Annotated in this window: 16 protein-coding genes; 4 read left to right on the top strand and 12 right to left on the bottom strand. The window is 62.9% G+C overall.

Annotated features, from left to right (window positions below; genetic code table 11):
* Positions 1 to 22: 22 nt before the first annotated feature.
* The 9 genes from cyoA to J3P92_RS03560 all read right to left on the bottom strand — a co-directional run bounded on the left by cyoA (position 23) and on the right by J3P92_RS03560 (position 12,727).
* The gene (gene cyoA / locus J3P92_RS03600; RefSeq protein WP_434649911.1) at positions 23 to 949 is read right to left on the bottom strand and encodes a ubiquinol oxidase subunit II; all 927 of its coding nucleotides are present in this window, start codon (positions 947 to 949) and stop codon (positions 23 to 25) included.
* A 14-nt stretch (positions 950 to 963) separates the two neighbouring features.
* On the bottom strand, positions 964 to 1,206 hold the full coding sequence (locus J3P92_RS03595) for a DUF465 domain-containing protein (protein ID WP_434649909.1): 243 nt from the start codon (positions 1,204 to 1,206) through the stop codon (positions 964 to 966).
* 163 nt (positions 1,207 to 1,369) lie between these two features.
* Entirely contained in the window at positions 1,370 to 2,254 is an 885-nt protein-coding gene (locus tag J3P92_RS03590; RefSeq protein WP_420767567.1) for an MBL fold metallo-hydrolase, read from the bottom strand.
* A 271-nt stretch (positions 2,255 to 2,525) separates the two neighbouring features.
* The gene (locus J3P92_RS03585) at positions 2,526 to 3,356 is read right to left on the bottom strand and encodes a YfaP family protein (protein WP_434609297.1); all 831 of its coding nucleotides are present in this window, start codon (positions 3,354 to 3,356) and stop codon (positions 2,526 to 2,528) included.
* Positions 3,357 to 3,359: 3 nt separating this feature from the next.
* Complete coding sequence (locus J3P92_RS03580; protein ID WP_434649907.1) at positions 3,360 to 4,979, bottom strand: DUF2300 domain-containing protein; 1,620 nt, start codon at positions 4,977 to 4,979, stop codon at positions 3,360 to 3,362.
* Between the two features lies 1 nt (position 4,980).
* A complete protein-coding gene (locus tag J3P92_RS03575; RefSeq protein ID WP_434651091.1) occupies positions 4,981 to 9,549 on the bottom strand; it encodes an alpha-2-macroglobulin family protein in 4,569 nt (1,522 codons plus the stop codon).
* The gene (locus J3P92_RS03570; RefSeq protein WP_420767564.1) at positions 9,546 to 10,205 is read right to left on the bottom strand and encodes a DUF1175 domain-containing protein; all 660 of its coding nucleotides are present in this window, start codon (positions 10,203 to 10,205) and stop codon (positions 9,546 to 9,548) included. Before J3P92_RS03570 ends, J3P92_RS03575 begins: the two co-directional genes overlap by 4 nt.
* Positions 10,190 to 11,899, bottom strand: coding sequence for a DUF2138 domain-containing protein (locus J3P92_RS03565; protein WP_434562086.1), 1,710 nt, complete (start codon positions 11,897 to 11,899; stop codon positions 10,190 to 10,192). The genes J3P92_RS03570 and J3P92_RS03565 overlap by 16 nt, the downstream gene beginning before the upstream one ends.
* A 36-nt stretch (positions 11,900 to 11,935) precedes the next feature.
* Complete coding sequence (locus J3P92_RS03560) at positions 11,936 to 12,727, bottom strand: YfaP family protein (protein ID WP_420767584.1); 792 nt, start codon at positions 12,725 to 12,727, stop codon at positions 11,936 to 11,938.
* Between the two features lie 435 nt (positions 12,728 to 13,162).
* On the opposite strand from J3P92_RS03560, the gene J3P92_RS03555 reads away from it, so the two are divergent.
* The 4 genes from J3P92_RS03555 to J3P92_RS03540 all read left to right on the top strand — a co-directional run bounded on the left by J3P92_RS03555 (position 13,163) and on the right by J3P92_RS03540 (position 18,331).
* Positions 13,163 to 13,405 carry an exodeoxyribonuclease VII small subunit gene (locus tag J3P92_RS03555; RefSeq protein ID WP_003185917.1) on the top strand — a complete coding sequence of 81 codons (243 nt, stop codon included), beginning with the start codon at positions 13,163 to 13,165 and terminating at the stop codon, positions 13,403 to 13,405.
* The gene (gene ispA, locus J3P92_RS03550) at positions 13,402 to 14,289 is read left to right on the top strand and encodes a (2E,6E)-farnesyl diphosphate synthase (protein WP_420767562.1); all 888 of its coding nucleotides are present in this window, start codon (positions 13,402 to 13,404) and stop codon (positions 14,287 to 14,289) included. Before J3P92_RS03555 ends, ispA begins: the two co-directional genes overlap by 4 nt.
* Positions 14,290 to 14,402: 113 nt before the next feature.
* Complete coding sequence (gene dxs / locus J3P92_RS03545; RefSeq protein WP_434649905.1) at positions 14,403 to 16,301, top strand: 1-deoxy-D-xylulose-5-phosphate synthase; 1,899 nt, start codon at positions 14,403 to 14,405, stop codon at positions 16,299 to 16,301.
* Between the two features lie 149 nt (positions 16,302 to 16,450).
* Positions 16,451 to 18,331: a TonB-dependent receptor domain-containing protein gene (locus J3P92_RS03540; protein WP_434649903.1), complete on the top strand. Its 1,881-nt coding sequence runs from the start codon at positions 16,451 to 16,453 to the stop codon at positions 18,329 to 18,331.
* 137 nt (positions 18,332 to 18,468) lie between these two features.
* Here J3P92_RS03540 and J3P92_RS03535 read toward each other — a convergent pair whose 3' ends face one another.
* From J3P92_RS03535 to ribA, 3 genes are read right to left on the bottom strand one after another with little or no spacing between them, the layout of a single operon-like run.
* Positions 18,469 to 19,254 carry a cobalamin-binding protein gene (locus J3P92_RS03535; RefSeq protein WP_434562080.1) on the bottom strand — a complete coding sequence of 262 codons (786 nt, stop codon included), beginning with the start codon at positions 19,252 to 19,254 and terminating at the stop codon, positions 18,469 to 18,471.
* Entirely contained in the window at positions 19,254 to 19,673 is a 420-nt protein-coding gene (locus J3P92_RS03530) for an MFS transporter (protein WP_420767558.1), read from the bottom strand. The genes J3P92_RS03535 and J3P92_RS03530 overlap by 1 nt, the downstream gene beginning before the upstream one ends.
* Positions 19,670 to 20,287, bottom strand: coding sequence for a GTP cyclohydrolase II (gene ribA / locus J3P92_RS03525; protein WP_434649901.1), 618 nt, complete (start codon positions 20,285 to 20,287; stop codon positions 19,670 to 19,672). The genes J3P92_RS03530 and ribA overlap by 4 nt, the downstream gene beginning before the upstream one ends.
* Positions 20,288 to 20,292: the final 5 nt, after the last annotated feature.

Raw genomic sequence — 20,292 nt, 5'->3', positions numbered from 1 at the left:
GCTGTTCTACTCCAGGATCTTGTTACTGCCCTTGCGGGGCCCCGACGGGTGATTCGATGCTGCCTTGCATGTGCTCCATGCGATGCTCGACCTCACGGGATCGGTTCATGCCTTCGTACTTATCTATGATGCTCTGGAACAAGTCCGGCTGGAGCGAGGCGTAGTGCTCCACCGGGTGTTTGACCGTGGGTCGGGCGAGTCGGGCGTAACTGTCCTTGTCCAACCGCCCTTGCCCTGCGCGGACGTCGGCGACCCACTTGTCGAAGCCCGCCGCATCGGTGGCCAGGGTTCGGAAGTGCATGTCGGAAAAACCCGGGCCGTTGTAGTTGGCGGCGATGCCCCGGTATTCCCCGGCCTCGTTGGCAATCAGGTGCAGTTGGGTCTGCATGCCGGCCATGGCGTAGATCTGCCCGCCCAGTGCCGGTATGAAAAACGAGGTCATGGCACCGTCGGACGTCACGCGAAAGTTCACCGGTGTGTCCAGCGGCATCGCCAACTCGTTGACCGTAGCGATCCCCAGTTCCGGATAGATGAAGACCCACTTCCAATCCGCCGCGATGACCTGCACCACCAGCGGCTTCACGTCCGAATCCAGCGGCCGGTAAGGGTCCAGCGCATGGGTGGACTTCCAGGTGACCACGCCCAGAATGATGATGATCACCAGCGGGACACCCCAGACCACCGTTTCGATCTTTCGCGAATGCGCCCACTCCGGCGTGTATTTCGCCTTTGTGTTGGAAGCGCGGTACTTCACCGAAAAGACGAACGCCATGACGATGACCGGCACCACCACCAGCAACATCAACAGCGTCGAGAGAATGATCAAGTTGCGTTGGTCAACGCCGACCTGTCCCTTGGGATTGAACAACACCATGTCGCAACCGCCGAGCAACAGCATCCCGCCGACCAGCAACAACCTTGATAAGTAACAAGGCAGTCGAGTTCGCATGTCTTACGCTTCGCTTATTGAGTGTTTGCCAGTTGCTGCGCGATCTTGTCTTTGATCGACAGGCGCTGTTCCTTGAGCTTACGGATATCGTCACCCTCGACATTGCCCGCCGAAATCGATTCGGCCGCTAGCACTTGGTTATCCAAATCCGTGTATTCACCGAGCAGGCGATCAAGTTCCGGATCCTGCTGACGACGTTGTTGAACCGCCTCTTTGCTGCAATTCAAATCCTGATAAAGATCATGAGAAGCAGGCATGGCCTTCTCCTTTTAACGGTGTTGTTGGGGTACACGATTTTTAGAATTGGCCCCTTCGGCTAAGTTGAAAGAAACATCTGGAAACGGTGACGAACGGCATCGTGAACAAAAAAAAGCCCACGAGACGTGGGCAAAGGGAAGAGTCGTTTTGACTTGGATCGGGTCAGGAAGATTGTTTGCCGGTGGCCGACGGCATTGCATTGGAATCGACACGGACTGGGTGCTGCTGGACGGCCCGCTCCCATTCCTTGGCATCGTGACTGCAGAAAATTTCCACGTGCCCATCCTGGACCCGTGCCAGCTCCCGCAGCCGTTGCTGATTGCGCATCCGCGCCGAACGATAGGTGTCCATCATGTATTGATAAAACTTCAGCCCCGGCGGACAGCGACGCTCGGCTTGATGGACTTCATCGTGAAAAAAATAGGCATCGCCGGCGTGCAGCAACCAGCCGTCGGACGTGCGCACGGCAATACCCGCGTGCCCGGCCGTGTGGCCTTGGAGCGGCACCAGGAAAATGTCCTCTTCTTCCGCGCCGATTAATGCGCGCACCGAGTCGAATCCGAACCAGGTGTCGCCATCCGGAGCATAAAACTCCCAGTTATCGACGCCCTGCCACTGACGCGCCTGGAACCGGCGTCGACTGATCCAAGTGTCGGCGGTGCGGGCCGCCGCCATTTCGTCGCGCATGACGTGAACCCGGGCCTGGGGAAAATCCTGCAGCCCGCCGGCGTGGTCGAAATCCAGATGGGTAACAAGAATGTGCCGCACGTCGTTGGCATCGAAGCCCAGGCGCCGCACTTGCTCCAATGCAGTGAGGCGATGCTCGAACTTGATGTTGTTGAACGCGCGGAAAAATCGACTCAGACGCTCGGGCGTCTGCACATCGCGCTGGCCAAAACCGGTGTCCACCAGTATCAGACCGTTGGTGTCGGTTTCAATCAACAGGCAATGACACACCAGGCACGCCGTCAGCCCCCGGCTGTAACCGTCGAACAGCTTTCCGCCCACCGGGCACATGCAACCGCAGTTGAGGTGGTGGATATGCATGGAGGCCTCCTGCACGAATGGCGCGTCGATTTCGGGTTATTTCCGGACTCTAAGAAATCGACAGGAAGGCGACAGGCTCAATTCCGCAAAGGCGACAGGCGGTGCCCATGCCTGGCCAAACCACGGATTGGGCGGGAGCGAGCCTGCTCGCGAAAGCGCTGGGTCAGCTTGCATTGATGTTGAATGTGCCCTCGTCTTCGCGAGCAGGCTCGCTCCCACGGGTATTTTGGTGTTTGAGCGCTCCCTCACCAAAGGGATCATAACCACAGGTTTATGGGTAGCTGAAGCTCTTCACCAACGTCAGCTCCCCCACCGCCCGCATGGGCACCACGAAGGTTTCCATCTTCTCGCTCGGCGTGCCTTCTTCGGTGATGACGGTGACTTTCGCCGTGGTCAGGGCCTGTTGCGCCTGTTCGACTTGTTCGCCATCGCCTTCTTCATCCTCGTCACTGCGATAACCGCCGCCGTAGTAGTTCACATACACCAGGTATTGGCCTTTGATCGGCGCGGGCATGGCGAAGATTTCCGGGCCGTAGCCGGTGGTGACGTCGACGTCGAGGGCGGCGCCGTTGGCGACGGCGCGGTCGCCGTACCAGATGTGGGCGCCGTCGGGCGTAACCAGGTGCAGGTCCAGGTCGGTACCATCGCTGTCCCAGGTCAGCAATACCCGCAGCTTGGCCGGGGTCGCGCCGCCGCTGGTGTTGAGGAATTGCGTGCGGTGGCGCTGCTGGCCATCGGCGCTGCGCACTTCCACGCTGTTGCTGCCGTTGGGGAACGAGAACGGCCGATCGAAGCGGCCTTCCTCATCAACCTTCAACGGCAGGCTCACACCGTTGACGATGAGTTGGCCTGGCTCATTGCTCTTCGGCGTGCCTTTGATCTGACCGCTGATGCGCGCCGTGTTCGCCTGGCCCTGGGGCGTGTTGACGGACGAGGCCGGGTAGTTGACGGTCTGGCTGAAGCTTTCGCCCTCGCCGCCCGGCGCGCCGCTGCGCCAGCCGCCGACTGGGGTTTCTAGCTTGATCGGGTCGGCGGCCATGGCCGATGGCAACGCAGCGAGGCCGCAAAGCAACAGCAAGACCTGTGGATAACGGAGTGTCATGGTCTATTCCAGCAAAAGGTGACGGGCGAGCCCTTCGATATAGGTTTCGTCCTGGCCGTTGGGGTGAGCTTCAAAGGCCAGGTGCAGATATTCATGGGTCAGGTCGAGGCGGTCTTGCAGCGACAGCACGCCGCGCACGTAGATGCGCTGGCGCTCGCGGTCCACATACGGCCGGCCGAAGGCGACGCGGCACACCGCGAAGGAACTGATTTCGTTGTAGCCCACTTCGCTTTCCAAGCGTTGACGCCAGCCACGACGCTGCTTCAGCAACCATTCCTGGGCGGCGGGCAATGCTTGGCAGGATGCCACCGGATTGTCCCAACGGCTGAGGCTCGCGCGCGGATAGGCATGCAGCAGGATCGCGTCGTAACGCTGGCCGTCGTGGGCTTGTTCGACGGCTTGGACCCAGGATAGTTTGTCCGGGCCGGGTTGATCGGAGTGATAAGTGACGTCGGTGCCAGCCAGGACCAGGTCGCTGGTCCAAGCGGCAATGGCCCGGGTTTCAGGCGCCGCCGGACGTGGCGCGACGCGCTGGCGATGGCTGCTGTCGTCGATGCTCAGGCAATCGCCGTTGCGCTGGGCGTTTTGCAGCAGGTAGGTGCGAATCGCCACGGCCAGGGCTTTGGCCGCTTCGGCGGGTTCGGCCTTGGCTTCGCGTTGCAGGACCCGGGCGACGTATTCCTCCCGGTCCAGTCGCGCCACCAGTTTGCCCGGCAGCAGGAACAGTTCGCCGTCGCTGTGGATGTCCAGCTGGTTACCGTTGGTGAACTCGACGCGGTAGTCGCCGCGCAACTGGCCCGGCGTGGCGGGTCGCTCGCCAGCCATCACCCGTTGCAACGGGTAACGGGCAAACAGGTCGACTTCCACGCAGCGTCCGGTGTCCACAGGCCAGCGGGACGGCAGCGCCGTGGCCAAGCCATCGCCGAATTTCTTCAGGACCTGCTGACTGGTGCCGCGGCCACCGGCCCACACCGGGGTGCCATCAGCCAGCCAACCGGCGAAACCGCCTTGGCGCGACGAGGGCCCCTGGTCGCCCAACCAACTCCAGGTCTTGACCCGCAGGCGAGCGCCCAACTGGCCGACCAACCGACCATCCGCCGCGCCCAGCACCACGTCGAGCAATACCCGACGGGCCTGCTCCTGGGCCGGTAGCATCGCCAGCGCCTTGAGCAGTTCGGCCACCGGCACCTGGGTTTGCGGCTGCAATGTCGGCAGGTCCAACAACCATTTCGGCGCCTGGCGCGCCTGCCAGTAATCACGCCATCCCGGCGCGGAAATCCCGAGTCGCTGGGGTTCGAAATACAAACCACAGGACTTCACCAGCGCCTGATCGCGGCCGATGCTCTGCCCAGCGTTGCAGCAATAGACCTCTTCCTTCGATTCGCCGCGGCATTCGTAAACCGGCTCGCGAGCATCGGTGTCCACCAGCCAGGCGTAGACGAAGAGTTTCCACAAACTGCCCAACGGTGCCTGCAAGGAATTGGTCAACGGCTGGCGATCCAGCACCTGGGTCTGGCTCACCCGCAACAGTTGACCGTCGAAGGCCAGGCGCAACGGCTCCTCCTGCGCTGTCGTCAGCGCAGGAATCAGGCACAACCACCACCAGCCCCAAGCCCTGCGCATGTCAGTTGACCGTCACCTGACCCAGCGCCGGTTTCTGTTCCCGCGCCTGGTTCTGTGGCGCATAGACCTGGGTGAAACGCACAGGCGGCAAGGTGAACTGACCCTTCTGGGAGAAGCGCACCAAATGTCGCAGGCGCAACTCGCCACTGAGGGCATCGACCGGTACCGCGTAGGCCATCTGGCCCGGCTCGAAGCGCGCCTTTTCCAGGGAAGTTGGCTCGCTGTCGGCCTTGCCCATCAACTGGATGCCCCACGTGGTGCGCTCCACATCGGCGCCCGGTGGCAACGGCACTTCGAGCATGCCGTAGCGCAGCGGTGTCGCGGCCTTGCTGTTGATGATCACTTCATCCAGGTAGAGGGCGTCGCTGGACAACGGCTTGTTGCCCACGGCTTCAAGCTTGAAGGTGAAAGCCTCGTCGCCCGGCACCAGGCGCGACAGGCGACGGGTGATGGACACCGCCATCGGCGCGACGGGCGCTTGCTGACTCTGGAAGCTCAATGCCGCTTGCAACGGACGCTCCTGGGCGCCGCTGAGCGTCAGCAAGGTCGGCAACTGCGCGCCCTGCCATTGCCAGTAGGTTTCACCCGTGGCGCCTTGCTGGGCTTTCCAACCTTCGCCCGGCGTCAATGCCACGGCCGGCGCGGCCTGTTCGATGCTGCGTTGCAGCCAGGTCAGGGCCAACGCGCGTTCCAGGGTGGATTGCTGCGGCAGCACGCGCTCCAGCAATGCACTGGCGCGGGCCTGATCGAAGCCCTGCAACGACAGCAGCAGTGCTTCCACGAACGGCTGCGAGCTCAGCTCCAACTGCTGTTGCGCGGCCTCGGCCTGACGGCTGAACGCTGCGGGCAACGGCACCTTCGCCTGCTTGGCGAGGGATGCGGTCAGCACCCGGGCGCTGGCCAGGCCGAGGGCCGAATCCGGCGCGTACATGACCAGGCTGTCTTCACCGCTGTCCAGCACGCTCTCGGTGCTGTCTTCACTGGCTTTCGCCAGGTCGTCCATCAGCCCGCTGAGCAAGGTATTCACCGGCAGTTGCATCTGCTTGGCGAACGACAGGATCAACGCCCGCTGCAACAGCGGCGTGTCAGCGGCCTGCTTGGCATAGACCTCCAGCACCCGCTGCCAGTGTTCCGCCGGCAGGTTCAGGTCCAAAGCCTTGCTGGCGTGCCAGTCGGCGTAATAGGCATAAGCGGTGAGGAATGCATCCGGCTCGCCGTCCTGGCCCCACCAGGTGAAGCTCGCCGACGGCCCGGCCATCTGCACCAGGCGCAAGCGGCTGTTCTGCATGATCAACCGCAAGCGGTCGCGGATCTGCGGGTTCGACGCCAGGGTCGGATACGCGATGCTCAATGGCAACAGGCGGCTGGCCGTCTGCTCGACGCCGCCGTACGGGTAGCTCAGCAATTCGTCCAGGGCCGAACGGAACAGCGCTTGCGGGCTATCGTCCAGGCGCAGGCGGATATCGCTGGCGTCGGCCGGCAGGTTCAGTGGTGTGTCGCCGCCGGCCACATCGAGGCGCTGGCTCTGGGTGACTTGCCAACCGTTGCCGATGGCATTGAGGTGCATGGCCAGGGCGTCCTGGGTCTCACCGTTCAACTGCAACTGGACGCTCAAGTCGCCGCTGCTCAGTTCCAGGGCCGGCAACGCTACGTAGTTGATGCCATTTTTCAGTTCCGCCACCACGCGCTGTTCGGCGCCGGCGTAGCGGATCAGCAGCTCGGCTTTCAAAGGTTTCTCGGACTGGCTGAAAGTGAACAGGCCCAATTGCGGCTTGTCGCCCGTGCGGAAGCGGGTCGGGCCGCTCCACTTCAGGTACAGCGGTTTTTCCGACGCGATGAATTGCTTCTTCTGGCCCACCTGGCCGTCGTCCGCGATTGCCTTGGCGGTGATGCGCCAGCGGGTCAAGGAGTCAGGCATCTTGAAGGTGAAGCGGGCCTTGCCGTTGGCGTCAGTGACCAGCTCCGGTTGCCAGGCTGCGGTGTCGACATCTTCGCGACGCGGCCGCTCCAGCACCTTGACCCCGCGCTCGCTGCGGTTGGCCTTGCCCGGCGCGCCGGGGCTGCCCGGCAGTGCCACGTCGTAGCTGATGAACGACAGGCTGGCGCTGGTGCGCACGTTGTTGCGGCGCGGGTGATAGAAGAATTGGTCGATGGTTGGCGCGACTTCCGGTTGCAGCGCGTAGACCATCTCATCGACAACGCTGACGGTCAGGTGCGCCGGGATCGCCTTGCCTGCGAACTGGGTGCCCAGGTCGACGGTCACCGTGTCGCCGGGGCGATAGGTCGCTTTGTCGGTGGTGATCGCTACGTCGATCTGCGGCGCGACGACCTTGATGCCTGCGTTCTGGAAACTGTACTGGCCGCCCTTGGTGTACAGCACGGAGAAGGTCAGGTTCGGCGCGAAATGATCCTTCACGGCGATGCGTGCGCGGTACTGGGTATCGCTGAGTTTTTCCATCTTCAGCCAGTCGGCGCCCTTGGAGAGCATCGCGGTGGCCTCGACCTTGTCCCGCTCCAGTGACAACAGCGCGTCGCTGACCGGCTCCGGGAAGGTGATCAGCGCCAGGGCTTCGTCACCGGTCTTGTACTCGGCTTTATCGAGGACGATTTCGACCGTGCCCGGCACGGCCTTGATGCCTTCGCCCGTCACCGCATGGCTGGTCGCGCCGATGGCCCGTCCATGATCGTCCTTGAGCGTGAGGTTGTAGGTGCCGGGACGGTCGAAGGTCAGGCTGAAGCCCTTGTCGTTGGCGGCGAGCTTGCCTTCGCCGGTGGTCTGGTCTTCCAGACGCACCCAGGCGTAGCTGCCCGGTGTCACGGCCTTGCTTTGTTCGCTGCCCCCTTCGTTGGCGTAGCTGAACGCGACTTTCTCGCCGGCTGCGCTGAAACGTCGAGGCGCGCCCAGGCGGAAATTCGCCGCGCCGCGGTCGATGAGGATTTCCTTGGTGGTCTTGACCCGATACGCCGCGCCATCACTGGCGAACACCGTGAGCGTGTAGCGGCTCGGTTTGTCGGCGGCCGGCAAATCGAGCGTGGCGTTGCCCTTGTCATCGGTGGTCACTTCGCTGCTGGTCAGCTCGACCGGGAATTGCCCAAGGTATTGCAGCTCGTTATCCACCATCGACAACTGCTGGGCCCGCAGGCTCAGGCTGACCTTGGCGTTCGCCACTGGCTTGCCGTCCGGGTACAGCAGCACCAGATTGCCCTTGACCGGCTCACCGGTGCGGTAATCCTGCTTGGCCAGGTTCAGCGCGATCTCGAAATGCGGCTTGATGTATTCGGCCACGCGGAAGGCGCTGCTGTAGAGCTGGTCCTTGTAGCTGAAGCGCAATTCATAACCACCGGCCACGGCATTTTCCGGCAGTTGGAAACGACCTTGTGTACCGGCCTTGGAATCGAGCTTCAGGGCCAGGGTTTGCAACGCCGTGCCGGTGGCATCGAGCACGCTGACGTTGACGTCGGCGGCCGCTGGTTGCACCGAGTCGCGGGCGTTCTTGAACTCGCGACCGACGATTTTCAGTGACACCCAATCTCCTGGCCGGTACAGCGGCCGGTCAGTGAAGGCGTAGAGCTTGGTGTCGTAGATTTCGCTGTCGTAGTAAAAGTTTTCCGAGACGAATACTCCGCCCTCTTCGTCTTCACCGATGACAAACGAACGCTCCGGGCTGACGTGCTTGAGACGCACCAGGCCGTCTTCATCAGTGGCACCGCTGCTCATCACGCCCAGGCCGTCGGTCCACAGCACATTGACCTTGGGTACCGAGCGCCCTTCATGCTTGCGCGCGGCCCAGACCAGCAATTCGTCCCCGGCGATCTTGCTTACGGCCACGGTATTGGACACGAAAACCATGGTGGTCGCGCGGTATTTGCCAATCAGCGCTTCCACCAGGTACAGGCCCGGTTTCAACTGCCCCAACGGCACGTAGACGTTACCCGGCGCGACGCTGACGAACTCGCTGGACGAACCGGCCAGGTTGACGCCGGCTGGCGGCTGGATCGGCTTGGCCTGCCACAGCGGATAGCGGAACTGGCTGACCACCGGCAAACCGGGGATCAAGGCGAATTGTGCCGGCGCATCGTATGGCGTCGGCGCGATCAGGGCGTTGCCGATCTTCAGCTCCGGCACCTCTTCGGTAACCTGCTGGCGGGATTCGTAGGAGAACGCCCGCTGCATCACGCGACGGGATTTGCGGTACCAGTTGTCCCACAGGTACGCGAGGGTGTTGGACAGGCCTTCACCCTTGAACTGGCCGTCGCTGACCACCCTGTGGAGGTTCTTTTGGCGCTTGAGGAACTCCAACGGCTTTTCGATCCGATAGACCCGGATATCAGCACCGCCGTAGGGCTCCATGCGAAACCGTCGGTAATCACGCCCCGGGGCTTCGAGGCGGACCATCGCCTGCTCGTCGCTGGCGAAGCTGCTGTCGGCCAGCAGGAAAAAGCTTTCGCCGGACACCGGCGTATAGCCGCTGGGCTCCACGGTGTCTTCGGCATTCACGAGGGGCGCCAACAACAGAGCAAACAGCAGGGGCAGTTTCGAACACAAGCGCAGCATGCGGGCACCGGTCATTGGGTGAGAAAGTTGAGTCGATAGACGCCGATGAAGTTGGGGTTGGCTGCGTCGGGTATCCATCGGGTGTCCTTCCAGTTCATGAGTTGTTGCAGGCTTGCGGAGCGCATGCCGTTGTCGGTTGGGGTGGTGGTGCCGGTGTGATAGGCGATGTAGCGGCCCATCCAGATCATCAAGTGTTGATCGTCGCCCTGATCGAAGAACATCAGGTCGCCGGGGCGGGCCTGGGTGACATCCCGGCCCACCAGGCGGCTGTTGAACTGGATCAGCTTGATCGCATTGACGTAGGGCCCGATCTTGCCGCCGCCCTGTTGCCATTGCTGGGCGAGACGCCGTTGCGCATCGCTGAGGGGCAGTTCCGGCGGCAGGTAGCGATTGGACAAGCCATTGCTGCGCAGCCATTTTTCATCGTGGACCTTGAGCGCTTCGTTGGCCGCGAAACGCACCAGCCCGGCGCAGTCCTGCTGGTACCAGCGCGGGCTCGGGCCTTTGGTCAGCTGTTCCTGGGCGATGCGCACGAACCAGGCGCGAAAGACCTGGGATTGCTGTGCATCCAGCGCCGGCGCCTCGACGGCAAGCGCCGGCCCGCCGAGCAGCAAAGCCAGCAGCAACGCCCATGCGCGGTTGCGGATCAATCCCGTCACAGCGCTTTCCATTCCAGCGGCAACCACTGCCAGCGACCGTCCGGCTCGCTGCCTTCAGGCAATGTCAGGGCGTATTTGCCATAGCCACCGAGGGTGCGCAGTTTAGGGATCAGATAGGTTTGCGCGGCGTTGTAGAACACCGGCTCCATGTCTTGAGGCAGGCTGTCGAGGGTTTCGCGTTGCATCAGTTGCGCCATGGAATCCGGGCCGAAGTAGACCGGCATCAGCAAGTCCTTGGGCACCACGTCGGCCATGGGCGGGAAGCGCTTGTCGAGGGTACCGAGGGCTTTGTCGACCAGCTTGTCATCAAGGGAGAACAGCAACGTCGAACCGTGGCGCGCCAGGCTCACGCGCATGAACGCCTTGCCGGTGATCGCTTCAGGCTGCTCCGCCTCTTTGGCCGCGTAAGGGCCGAAGTTGGTGCTGACCTGGCGTTGCCATTGGTGCGTCGAACCTTGTTGTTTCTCTACCACCGGGAACGCGTGTTCAGCGACGTTGTTTTCATACGCCCCCACCATCGAACCAAACAGGTTGCCCAAATCGGCGTCGAGCTTGCCATCGTCTTCGTTCAGGCTCGCCACCAGCAATGGCGTGTACAGGCGAGAATCGGCGTACCAGCACAGGCCCGCCGCGCCCGCCACATGATCAACCATGGCCTGGGCGGCTTTTTCCTCGGCGCCCAGTTTCACCAGCAACGGTTTCTGCTGCTCGGCGGCCAGGGGCAACGCTACGCAGGCGCTGGCGCCCATGGGCATGGCTTGCCAGATCGGCTTGAAATCGAAGTCCGGCTGGTTTTCCAGTTCGTCCATGGCCAAAAAGCTGTGCCAGCCCTTGTCGTCCATGTCGAAGCGCAAGCCGGCGAAGTTCGGGATGAAACGCTGGTAGCCCATGGCAAGCACACTGGCGTTGACCGAGATGCGCTGCTTGACCTCGGGTGCCTTGGCCGCCAGGCCGAATGCTTCGGGGAAGAGTTTTTCCCCCGCCAGCAGGGCTTCTAAGGCCTGGGTCGAAACCATGCCGGCTTCATCGGTAGGGCCATGGCCTTGGTCGTACAGCTTGCTCGGGTTGGAGAGCACGACGAGTTTGTCGCCGTGGGAGGCGAAAACCAGGGATTTGCTGGCGTTATAGCTCAGTTGATAGAGCGCGACCTCATCGCCGCTCACCTTCAGGTCGCCGAGCTTGCTCAACTGGGTGTCATCCAGGGCGACTTTCGCCAGCGGTTCCAGGACCTTGGCCAACCCGCCGCGATCCATCACCAGCAGGAAATCCTTGAGACGACCGTCCGCCCCGCGCCACAAGGCCACGTCCGCCGGCTGGTCGAAAAGCTGCTCGATCAGGCTGTCCTGCAGCTTGAGGTCATGCTCGTAGATGATCCGGCGCAGGCTGCCGATCAGGCCGAGACGGTCGGCGTGGGCTTCGTAATAGAAGACAAAATCCTCGGTGAGCGTGGCCTTGAGAAACGGCACCGTTAACAGGTCCTTGGGCAACTGGCTCAGGGAATGCGCCTCGATCAAGCCGTCGGGACGACTCACGCCGAGTTTTTCCAACGCCAGCGCCATGGGCGGGGCCTTGGGCTTGGTCATGAACCAGCCCAACCCGGCGGCAGCGCCGGCCACCAGGCACAGCCCGATCAGAATCGCCGGCCAACGGCGCCCAGGTTTGGCGACAGGTGTCGGCGTGGTCGGGGAAGCAGTGTTGTCGCTCATATTCACAAGGGCCTATTCATCCGTGGAGCGGAGTACTTAGTAGTTGAACGTCTTGACCAGCAGCAGATCGCCAATGGCGCGCAGGGGCACGACAAAGGTTTCGCGTTTTTCATCGACGGTGTTTTCGTTGAGCACCAGGTTGATCTGCGAGGTGATTACCTCGTTCTGGTTGCTGGCTTCGTCGAAGTTGTAGCCGCCGCTGCCGTAGTTGCCCCAATAGTTCACGTACACCAGGTAAGTGCCGTGCATGGGTGCGGTCATGGTGAACATCTCGGGGCCGGGGCCGTCGACGCCGTCCGGGTCGAGGCCGCCGCCGTTGGTCAGGGCCGGCCGGCCGAAAAAAGCATGTTGGCCGTCGGGTGTGACGATATGCAGGTCGAGTTCGGCTTTCGGATCGTCCCAGCCCAGCACCACGCGGATTTGCGCCGGAGTGCGCAAGTTGTTGGCTTCATAGAATTGCACGCGCTTGAGGGACTGGCCTTCGGAGCTGCGCACCTCGACGCTGTTGGAGCCGGCGCCAAACGCGTACGGCCGGGCGAAACGCCCCTCGTCATCGGTGTAGAGATTCAGCGGGTTGCCGTTGACCGACAAACTATGGGGCTGGCGCGCCGTGCCCATGTCCTTGATCCGGCCTTCGATCATCGTGCGGTTGCGCTGCACGCCCCGATCGATCGGTGGCGTGGGGTAGGCGACTTGCGGGTTTTGCGTGCGATCGAGCAAGCCGTGGTAACGCCAGCCGCCGACCGGCTCCGACATTTCAGCCGAAGGCCCGGCCCACGCCAGCGGCGCGCCGAGCAGCACGATCAACAATGAAAGAAAACGCACTATGCCTCCTGCCATGCACGACGCAACCCGGCGCCCTTCCTCGGCGCTGCTTGTCATTGTTCGGGTTTCGTCTGAAGGCCCCGTCGCAAGAGGGCCGTAGATGGCGCGAAGAGTAGCCATTTGACGGATTTTTCACAATCGGGGGACGCGCGATTCTGTGTGGGAAATCACGTATCGAAGCTGATGTGAGCCGAATACGGAACCCGACGTCACTTCTGACGAAGTCCCGTGGCGAGGGAGCTTGCTCCCGCTGGGCTGCGCAGCAGCCCCAAACCCGCCGTGTTGATCCAGTTTGCGACCGCTGCGCGCGCGAGCGGGAGCAAGCTCCCTCGCCACAAAAGCACTGGATCATAGCCTGCGTTACCCCGCCCTGATTTGCCCGAGCACCCCATGTCTGCTAGTGTCGCGCCGGTTTAACAGTCAACCGGAATAGCCGCCATGGCCCGCAAAAAAGCTGCATTGGATTTCGAACAATCTCTGGCCGACCTGCAGACGCTGGTCGAACGCCTGGAGAACGGCGAACTGTCGCTGGAAGACTCGCTGACTGCTTTCGAGCAAGGTATCGGCTTGACTCGCGACTGCCAGGCAGCGCTGGCCCAGGCCGAGCAGAAGGTACAATTGCTGCTCGAACGCGACGGCGAGCTGACCGAAGAACCTTTCGACGCGGAACAGCCTGAATGATCGGCGCCTATCAGGCCAGCAGCCAGGCCCGGGTCAATGCTGCACTGGAGACCCTGTTCAGCGCCCCGAGCCCGGAACTGGCGCGCCTGTACGAAGCCATGCGCTACAGCGTGATGAACGGCGGCAAGCGCGTGCGCCCGCTGCTGGCCTATGCCGCGTGCGAAGCCCTTGGCGGCGTGGCCGAGCAGGCCAACGGCGCGGCCTGCGCGGTCGAGCTGATTCATGCCTATTCCCTGGTGCATGACGACCTGCCCGCCATGGACGACGACGACCTGCGTCGCGGCCAGCCGACAACCCACAAGAAATTCGACGAAGCCTGCGCAATTCTTGCGGGCGACGGTTTGCAGAGCCTGGCTTTCAGCGCCCTGCTGGACCCGACCCTGAGCGAATGCCCGGCGCAGGTTCGCCTGGACATGGTCAGCGCCCTGGCGTTGGCGGCGGGCCCGGCCGGCATGGTGGGCGGCCAGGCCATCGACTTGGGTTCGGTGGGCCTGAAGCTGGATCAGAGCGCGCTGGAATACATGCACCGGCACAAGACCGGCGCTCTGATCGAGGCCAGCGTCCGGCTCGGCGCCCTGGCCAGCGGCCGGGCCACGCCGGAACAACTGCAAGCCTTGCAGACCTACGCCCGGGCCATCGGCCTGGCGTTCCAGGTTCAGGACGATATCCTCGACGTCGAAAGCGATACCCAGACCCTGGGCAAGCGCCAGGGTGCCGACATTGCGCGCGACAAGCCGACCTATCCGGCCTTGCTCGGCCTCGATGCAGCCAAGGCCTACGCCCTGGAACTGCGCGACCAGGCCCTGGCCGCGCTGCGACCCTTTGACGCGGCGGCCGAACCGTTGCGCGATCTGGCGCGTTATATCGTCGAACGACGCAGCTGATCCACGGTCAACCCATTTAAGTGCGTATCGGCCAAGTTCCGGCCGACGCGTGGGCAGCTTGCGATGCATAAGGTAAACTGCCGCCTCTTTCTATACCTATAACGATTCGCCTGATGCCCACGACGTTTCAAGAGATCCCCCGCACACGCCCGACCACGCCCCTGCTGGACCGCGCCAACACGCCGGACGGCCTGCGTCGACTGGGTGAAGCCGAGCTGGAGGCCCTGGCCGATGAGTTGCGCCTGGAACTGCTCTACACGGTCGGCCAGACCGGTGGGCACTTTGGCGCGGGCCTGGGCGTCATCGAGCTGACCATCGCGTTGCACTACGTCTTCGACACCCCGGACGACCGGTTGGTGTGGGACGTCGGGCACCAGGCGTATCCGCACAAGATCCTCACCGGTCGTCGCGACCGCATGGGCACGTTGCGCCAGAAGGACGGTGTCGCCGCCTTTCCGCGCCGCTCCGAGAGCGAATACGACACCTTTGGCGTCGGTCACTCCAGCACCTCCATCAGCGCCGCCCTGGGCATGGCGATTGCCGCCCGCCTGCAAAACAGCGAGCGCAAGGCAATTGCCGTGATCGGCGACGGTGCACTGACCGCAGGCATGGCCTTCGAGGCGCTGAACCATGCGCCGGAGGTCAACGCCAACATGCTGGTGATACTGAACGACAATGACATGTCGATCTCGCGCAACGTTGGCGGATTGTCCAATTACCTGGCGAAGATCCTCTCGAGCCGCACCTACGCCAGCATGCGCGAAGGCAGCAAGAAGGTCCTGTCGCGCCTGCCGGGCGCCTGGGAAATCGCCCGACGCACCGAAGAATATGCCAAGGGCATGCTGGTGCCCGGCACGCTGTTCGAGGAGCTGGGCTGGAACTACATCGGCCCCATCGACGGCCATGACCTGCCCACGCTGATCGCCACCCTGCGCAACATGCGCGATCTCAAGGGCCCGCAGTTCCTGCACGTGGTCACCAAGAAAGGCAAAGGCTTCGCCCCGGCGGAAGTCGACCCGATCGGTTACCACGCCATCACCAAGCTTGAACCCCTGGATGCCCCGGCCGCCGCGCCGAAAAAGACCGGTGGGCCGAAGTATTCCGGCGTGTTCGGCCAATGGCTGTGCGACATGGCCGCCGCTGACCCGCGCCTGGTGGGCATTACCCCGGCGATGAAGGAAGGCTCCGACCTGGTAGCGTTCAGCGAACGCTACCCGCAGCGTTATTTCGACGTAGCGATTGCCGAACAACATGCCGTGACCCTTGCGGCCGGCATGGCCTGCGAAGGCGCCAAGCCGGTGGTGGCAATCTATTCGACTTTCCTTCAGCGCGGCTATGACCAACTCGTCCACGACGTGGCTGTGCAGAACCTCGATGTGCTGTTCGCCATCGACCGCGCCGGGCTGGTGGGCGAAGACGGCCCGACCCACGCCGGCAGCTTCGACTTGTCCTACCTGCGCTGCATCCCGGGCATGTTGGTGATGACGCCGAGCGATGAAAACGAACTGCGCAAGATGCTCACCACCGGCCACCTGTTCAATGGCCCGGCGGCAGTGCGCTACCCTCGCGGCACCGGCCCGAACGCGACGATCGAGGCTGACCTTGAGCCCATCGAGATCGGCAAGGGCGTGATCCGCCGTCAAGGCAAGCAAGCGGCCCTGTTGGTGTTTGGCGTGCAGTTGGCCGAAGCCTTGAAAGTCGCCGAAAAGCTTGATGCCACCGTGGTGGACATGCGCTTTGTCAAACCCCTCGACGAAGACCTGGTGCGCGAGATGGCCGACAGCCACGAACTGCTGGTGACCATCGAGGAAAACGCCATCATGGGTGGTGCCGGCGCCGCGGTCAGCGAATTCCTGGCGCGGGAAAACATCCTCAAGTCGGTACTGCACCTTGGGCTGCCGGATCTCTACGTCGAACACGCCAAGCCTGCGCAAATGCTGGCCGAATGCGGGCTGGACGAGGCGGGGATCGAAGCGGCGGTGCGACTGCGGTTGCAGCTGTTGGGCCTGTAACTCTTCAGACCACACGGCCCCCCTGTGGGAGCGAGCCTGCTCGCGATAGCGGTAGACCAGTCGATGCTGTGCTGACTGACCTACCGCTATCGCGAGCAGGCTCGCTCCCACATTGGTTTGTGTGTGGACCACGAAATCATGGAACACCGATGAAACGCCGCCTCGCCCTCGCCCTCGCCCTGCTCCCCACCCCCGACCTGCTGGCCAATACCTTCGAACGCGACCAAGCCCTCAAGCTGCCCGACATCCTCATCAGCGCCAACCGCCAGGTAGAGGCCCGCAACGACAGCAGCGCCGCCAACACGGTATTCACCCGTGACGACATCGACCGCCTGCAACCGGCCAGTGTCACCGACTTGCTCAGCCGCGTGCCGGGCGTGCAAGTGGCGCCATTGGGCGGGCGCGGCAGCCTGCCGGGGATTTACATCCGCGGCACCAAGTCGGCCCAGAGCCTGGTGTTGGTGGACGGCCAGCGCATCGGCAACGCCACCTCTGGCGACAGCAACCTGCAACGCCTGAATATCAACCAGATCGAGCGGGTAGAAGTGTTGCGTGGCTCGCGCTCGGTGATCTACGGCGCCGATGCGGTGGGCGGGGTGATCCAGATCTTCACACGGCGCGGCAACGATCAAGGGCTGCGACCACGCCTGCGCCTGGGTATTGGCAGCCACCAGACCTGGGAGCGCAGCGTGGGCATGTCCGGAGGCGACGAGCAGACGCGTTTCAACCTCGGCGCCAGCCTGGACGAAACCGCAGGAAGCAATCGGACCCACGAGTCCTACGCCAGCGACCGAGACGCCGACGCCAACCGCAACCGGTCCTTCAGCCTGAGCTTGAGCCATGCCGCCAACGACGATCTGGAGCTCGGCCTGAACCTGCTGGATAACCGTGGCAAAAGTGAATACGACAACCCGTTCGGCCGCTTCGACCCCAGCACCTTCGAGTCCTTGCCCCAGCAGCCGTACAGCGAGTTTGCGGTAAGCAGTTTCAGCAGTTACGCGGACGCTCGGATCAACGACGCCTGGACGTCCCGCCTCGAACTGAGCCACAGCGAGAACCGTGAGAAAACGTTCGACAAGCTCAGTGATGTTCGCGAAGTCTTCAACACCTACCGCGATTCGGTGAATTGGCAGAACGACGTGACACTGGACGAGCGCAACAGCCTGATCGTGGGCGGCGACTGGTATCAGGACCGGGTCAACAGCAGCACGCCGTTCGAGGAAGACAGCCGCTGGAACCGCGCGGCGTTTATCCAGCATCGCTACCAGGCCGAAACCTTCTCGACAGAGTTGGGCCTGCGCCGCGACCAGAACCAGCAATTTGGTGGCCAGAACAGTTGGAGCGGCACCTTCACCTTGCCAGTGAACTCAGACAACGACGTATTGCTGACCTACAGCGAAAGCTTTCGCGCCCCCACATTCAACGACTTGTATTACCCGGACTTCAGCAACCCAGACCTGAAACCCGAAACGGCCAAGAGCTACGAAGTGCAATGGCGCAGCCAACTGAGCGACAGCGCCCGCCTGGAGGCTTCGCTGTACCGCACGGACCTGGAGGACGCGATCATCTTCGGCAGCGGCTCACGCCCGCAGAACGTTGCGTCGGCGCGGATCAATGGTTTCGAAGCGGCCTTGCGGCAGGAATTGTTCGGTTGGCAGGGCAACCTGGGCCTGGCCTTCATCGACCCACGGGACCGTGACAGCGGCCACACCCTGGCCCGCCGCGCTCGGCGCACGTTGAGCCTGGACCTGGACCGACAATTCGATCGCCTGGGTTTCGGCGCCACCTGGCAAGCGGTGAGCAGCAGCTATGACGACCAAAACAACCGCAATGCCCTGAGCGGCTATGCCCTGCTCGGGTTGCGCGGCAGTTGGGCGCTGAGCCGGGAAGTGAAGTTGGAGATGAAGGTGGATAACCTGCTGGACAAAGGTTACAGCCGGGCGCTGTATAGCCATGAGGGGTTGCAGCACGGGTATCGGGAGGAGGGTCGGGCGTGGTTGTTTGGGGTGACCTGGACCCCGGAATTTTGATCCAGAATCTGTTGTGCCTGGGCCACCCCCATCGCGAGCAGGCTCGCTCCCACAATTTGATTCGATGTGAATCCAAAATCAGCGGCGCTACGAATCCTTGTGGGAGCGAGCTTGCTCGCGATTGAAGGCACCGCGGTCTACCGGTCGGGCGCAATCAACCCGCACAGCCGCGCTGTCGCCTCGATCATCTGCCCACTGGGCCGCTCCAGCCCTTTGTCATCCACCAGCAAAAGTCGCCCCTGCGCGACCGGCCAGGCTTTCCAGGCATCGAGCTGTGCCTGATCCGTGGCGAGGATCATCTGCGGCTGGCGCTGGAGTACCGATTCCACACTCACTTGCGGCGCCGGTACGCTCAGGTCGGCAAACACATTGCGCGCGCCGCATATCGCCAAGGCGTCACTGATGATCTGCCCACCGCCGACGGTATACAGCGGCCGGTCCCAGACCTGATAGAACACCGGCACAGGCCTCTCCCGTCGGTAGCGTTGGCGTAGCGCCTCCAGGCGCTGGCGCAGTTGCGCCGCTCGCTGCACGCCCCGCTCCGGGCGGCCGAGTTGGGTGGCTATATCTTGAATTTGCGTAATGAGTTGATCGAGATCGTGGGGCTCGGCGATGTAGATCGGGATGCCCAACGCCTTGAGCTGCTGGCGCTGGGCCGGGCCCACGCTGCCTGGCCAAAGCAGGAGCAGATCAGGCTTGAGGCTGAGCAGGCGTTCCATATCCAGTTGGCCGTAACGCCCAACGGAAGGCAGCTCTTTGAGGGCCGGCGGACGTTCACCACCGTCCAACACACCCACCAGCAGGTCAGCGGAGTCCAACTCAACGACTATTTCAGAAAGCGAGGGCGCCAGGCTGACAACGCGCGAAGCCGCCATGGTCGAGGCGCTGGCGGCCAGCAGGAGGACCGCCAGCCAGAGACGCATCAACCGAGCTGACGCGGGATGCGATACAGGTAGAACAGCACGGCGGTGGATAACGCCAACAGCATCAGCGGCACCGCTTCGAGGCCGACGAATACCGCCAACGCGCCAATCCAGGCCGGCAGGCCTGCCACCAGGAAAGCTGCGCGACGCCGGGCTGCCAGGGTGATCCAGGCCTCGGGTTCTTCAGGCGTATCGAGGGATTTTTGCGTGGCGATCAAGGCGTTTTTATAGCCGCCAAAAAACCTCAGACTGACGAACATCGACGCGACGCCCGCGATGAATAGCGGCATCGCCAGCACCGGCAGGATCGCCTCGCCCTGACCAAATACCGTGTTGATCACAAATAATGGCAGCAAGGCCAGCGCCAGGTACTGCCACCAACTGACGGCCAGCCGCCGCCGAACCTGGCCGCGCGTCACGCCCGGTCGACCTCGCCCTGGTGCTCGTTGCCCATCATGTGGTCGAGTTTGCTGGCTTTGGTCGCCAGGTAGAGCTTGTTGTGAGGGTTGTGGCCGGTGTGCAGCGGCACGCGTTCAGCCACCACGATGCCCATGTCGGTCAGTGCCTTGACCTTGCGCGGGTTGTTGGTCATCAACCGCAAGGCCTTGACGCCCAGATGTTCCAGCATCGGCAGGCAGATGCTGTAATCGCGCAAATCGGCGGCGAAGCCGAGGCGCTCGTTGGCTTCCACGGTGTCGGCCCCGCCGTCTTGCAATTCATAGGCACGGATCTTGTTCAACAGGCCAATGCCGCGCCCTTCCTGGCGCAAATACAGCAGCACGCCGCGACCTTCACGGGCGATGGCTTGCAGCGCGGCTTCAAGCTGCGAGCCGCAATCACAGCGCTGGCTGAACAACGCATCGCCCGTCAGGCATTCGGAGTGCAGGCGACCGAGTACCGGAGCGCCGTCGGCGAAATCACCCAGGCTCAGCACGACGTGCTCGCGACCGGTGGCTTCATCGAGAAAACCATGCATGGTGAATTGAGCAAAAGGCGTTGGCAGCTTGGAAGCGGCAACAAAAACGACAGGCACCGGTG

The sequence above is a fragment of the Pseudomonas sp. D3-27 genome, from assembly GCF_051132165.1.
Lineage (GTDB): Bacteria > Pseudomonadota > Gammaproteobacteria > Pseudomonadales > Pseudomonadaceae > Aquipseudomonas.
The sequence above is the reverse complement of the archived record's forward strand: the minus strand, read 5'-3'. Positions and strand labels throughout refer to the sequence as shown.

Bases quoted from the DNA above. Each gene is read 5' to 3' on its own strand.
- cyoA (WP_434649911.1), bottom strand. From the start codon at position 949: ATGCGAACTCGACTGCCTTGTTACTTATCAAGGTTGTTGCTGGTCGGC.
- J3P92_RS03595 (WP_434649909.1), bottom strand. From the start codon at position 1,206: ATGCCTGCTTCTCATGATCTTTATCAGGATTTGAATTGCAGCAAAGAG.
- J3P92_RS03590 (WP_420767567.1), bottom strand. From the start codon at position 2,254: ATGCATATCCACCACCTCAACTGCGGTTGCATGTGCCCGGTGGGCGGA.
- J3P92_RS03585 (WP_434609297.1), bottom strand. From the start codon at position 3,356: ATGACACTCCGTTATCCACAGGTCTTGCTGTTGCTTTGCGGCCTCGCT.
- J3P92_RS03580 (WP_434649907.1), bottom strand. From the start codon at position 4,979: ATGCGCAGGGCTTGGGGCTGGTGGTGGTTGTGCCTGATTCCTGCGCTG.
- J3P92_RS03575 (WP_434651091.1), bottom strand. From the start codon at position 9,549: ATGACCGGTGCCCGCATGCTGCGCTTGTGTTCGAAACTGCCCCTGCTG.
- J3P92_RS03570 (WP_420767564.1), bottom strand. From the start codon at position 10,205: ATGGAAAGCGCTGTGACGGGATTGATCCGCAACCGCGCATGGGCGTTG.
- J3P92_RS03565 (WP_434562086.1), bottom strand. From the start codon at position 11,899: ATGAGCGACAACACTGCTTCCCCGACCACGCCGACACCTGTCGCCAAA.
- J3P92_RS03555 (WP_003185917.1), top strand. From the start codon at position 13,163: ATGGCCCGCAAAAAAGCTGCATTGGATTTCGAACAATCTCTGGCCGAC.
- ispA (WP_420767562.1), top strand. From the start codon at position 13,402: ATGATCGGCGCCTATCAGGCCAGCAGCCAGGCCCGGGTCAATGCTGCA.
- dxs (WP_434649905.1), top strand. From the start codon at position 14,403: ATGCCCACGACGTTTCAAGAGATCCCCCGCACACGCCCGACCACGCCC.
- J3P92_RS03540 (WP_434649903.1), top strand. From the start codon at position 16,451: ATGAAACGCCGCCTCGCCCTCGCCCTCGCCCTGCTCCCCACCCCCGAC.
- J3P92_RS03535 (WP_434562080.1), bottom strand. From the start codon at position 19,254: ATGCGTCTCTGGCTGGCGGTCCTCCTGCTGGCCGCCAGCGCCTCGACC.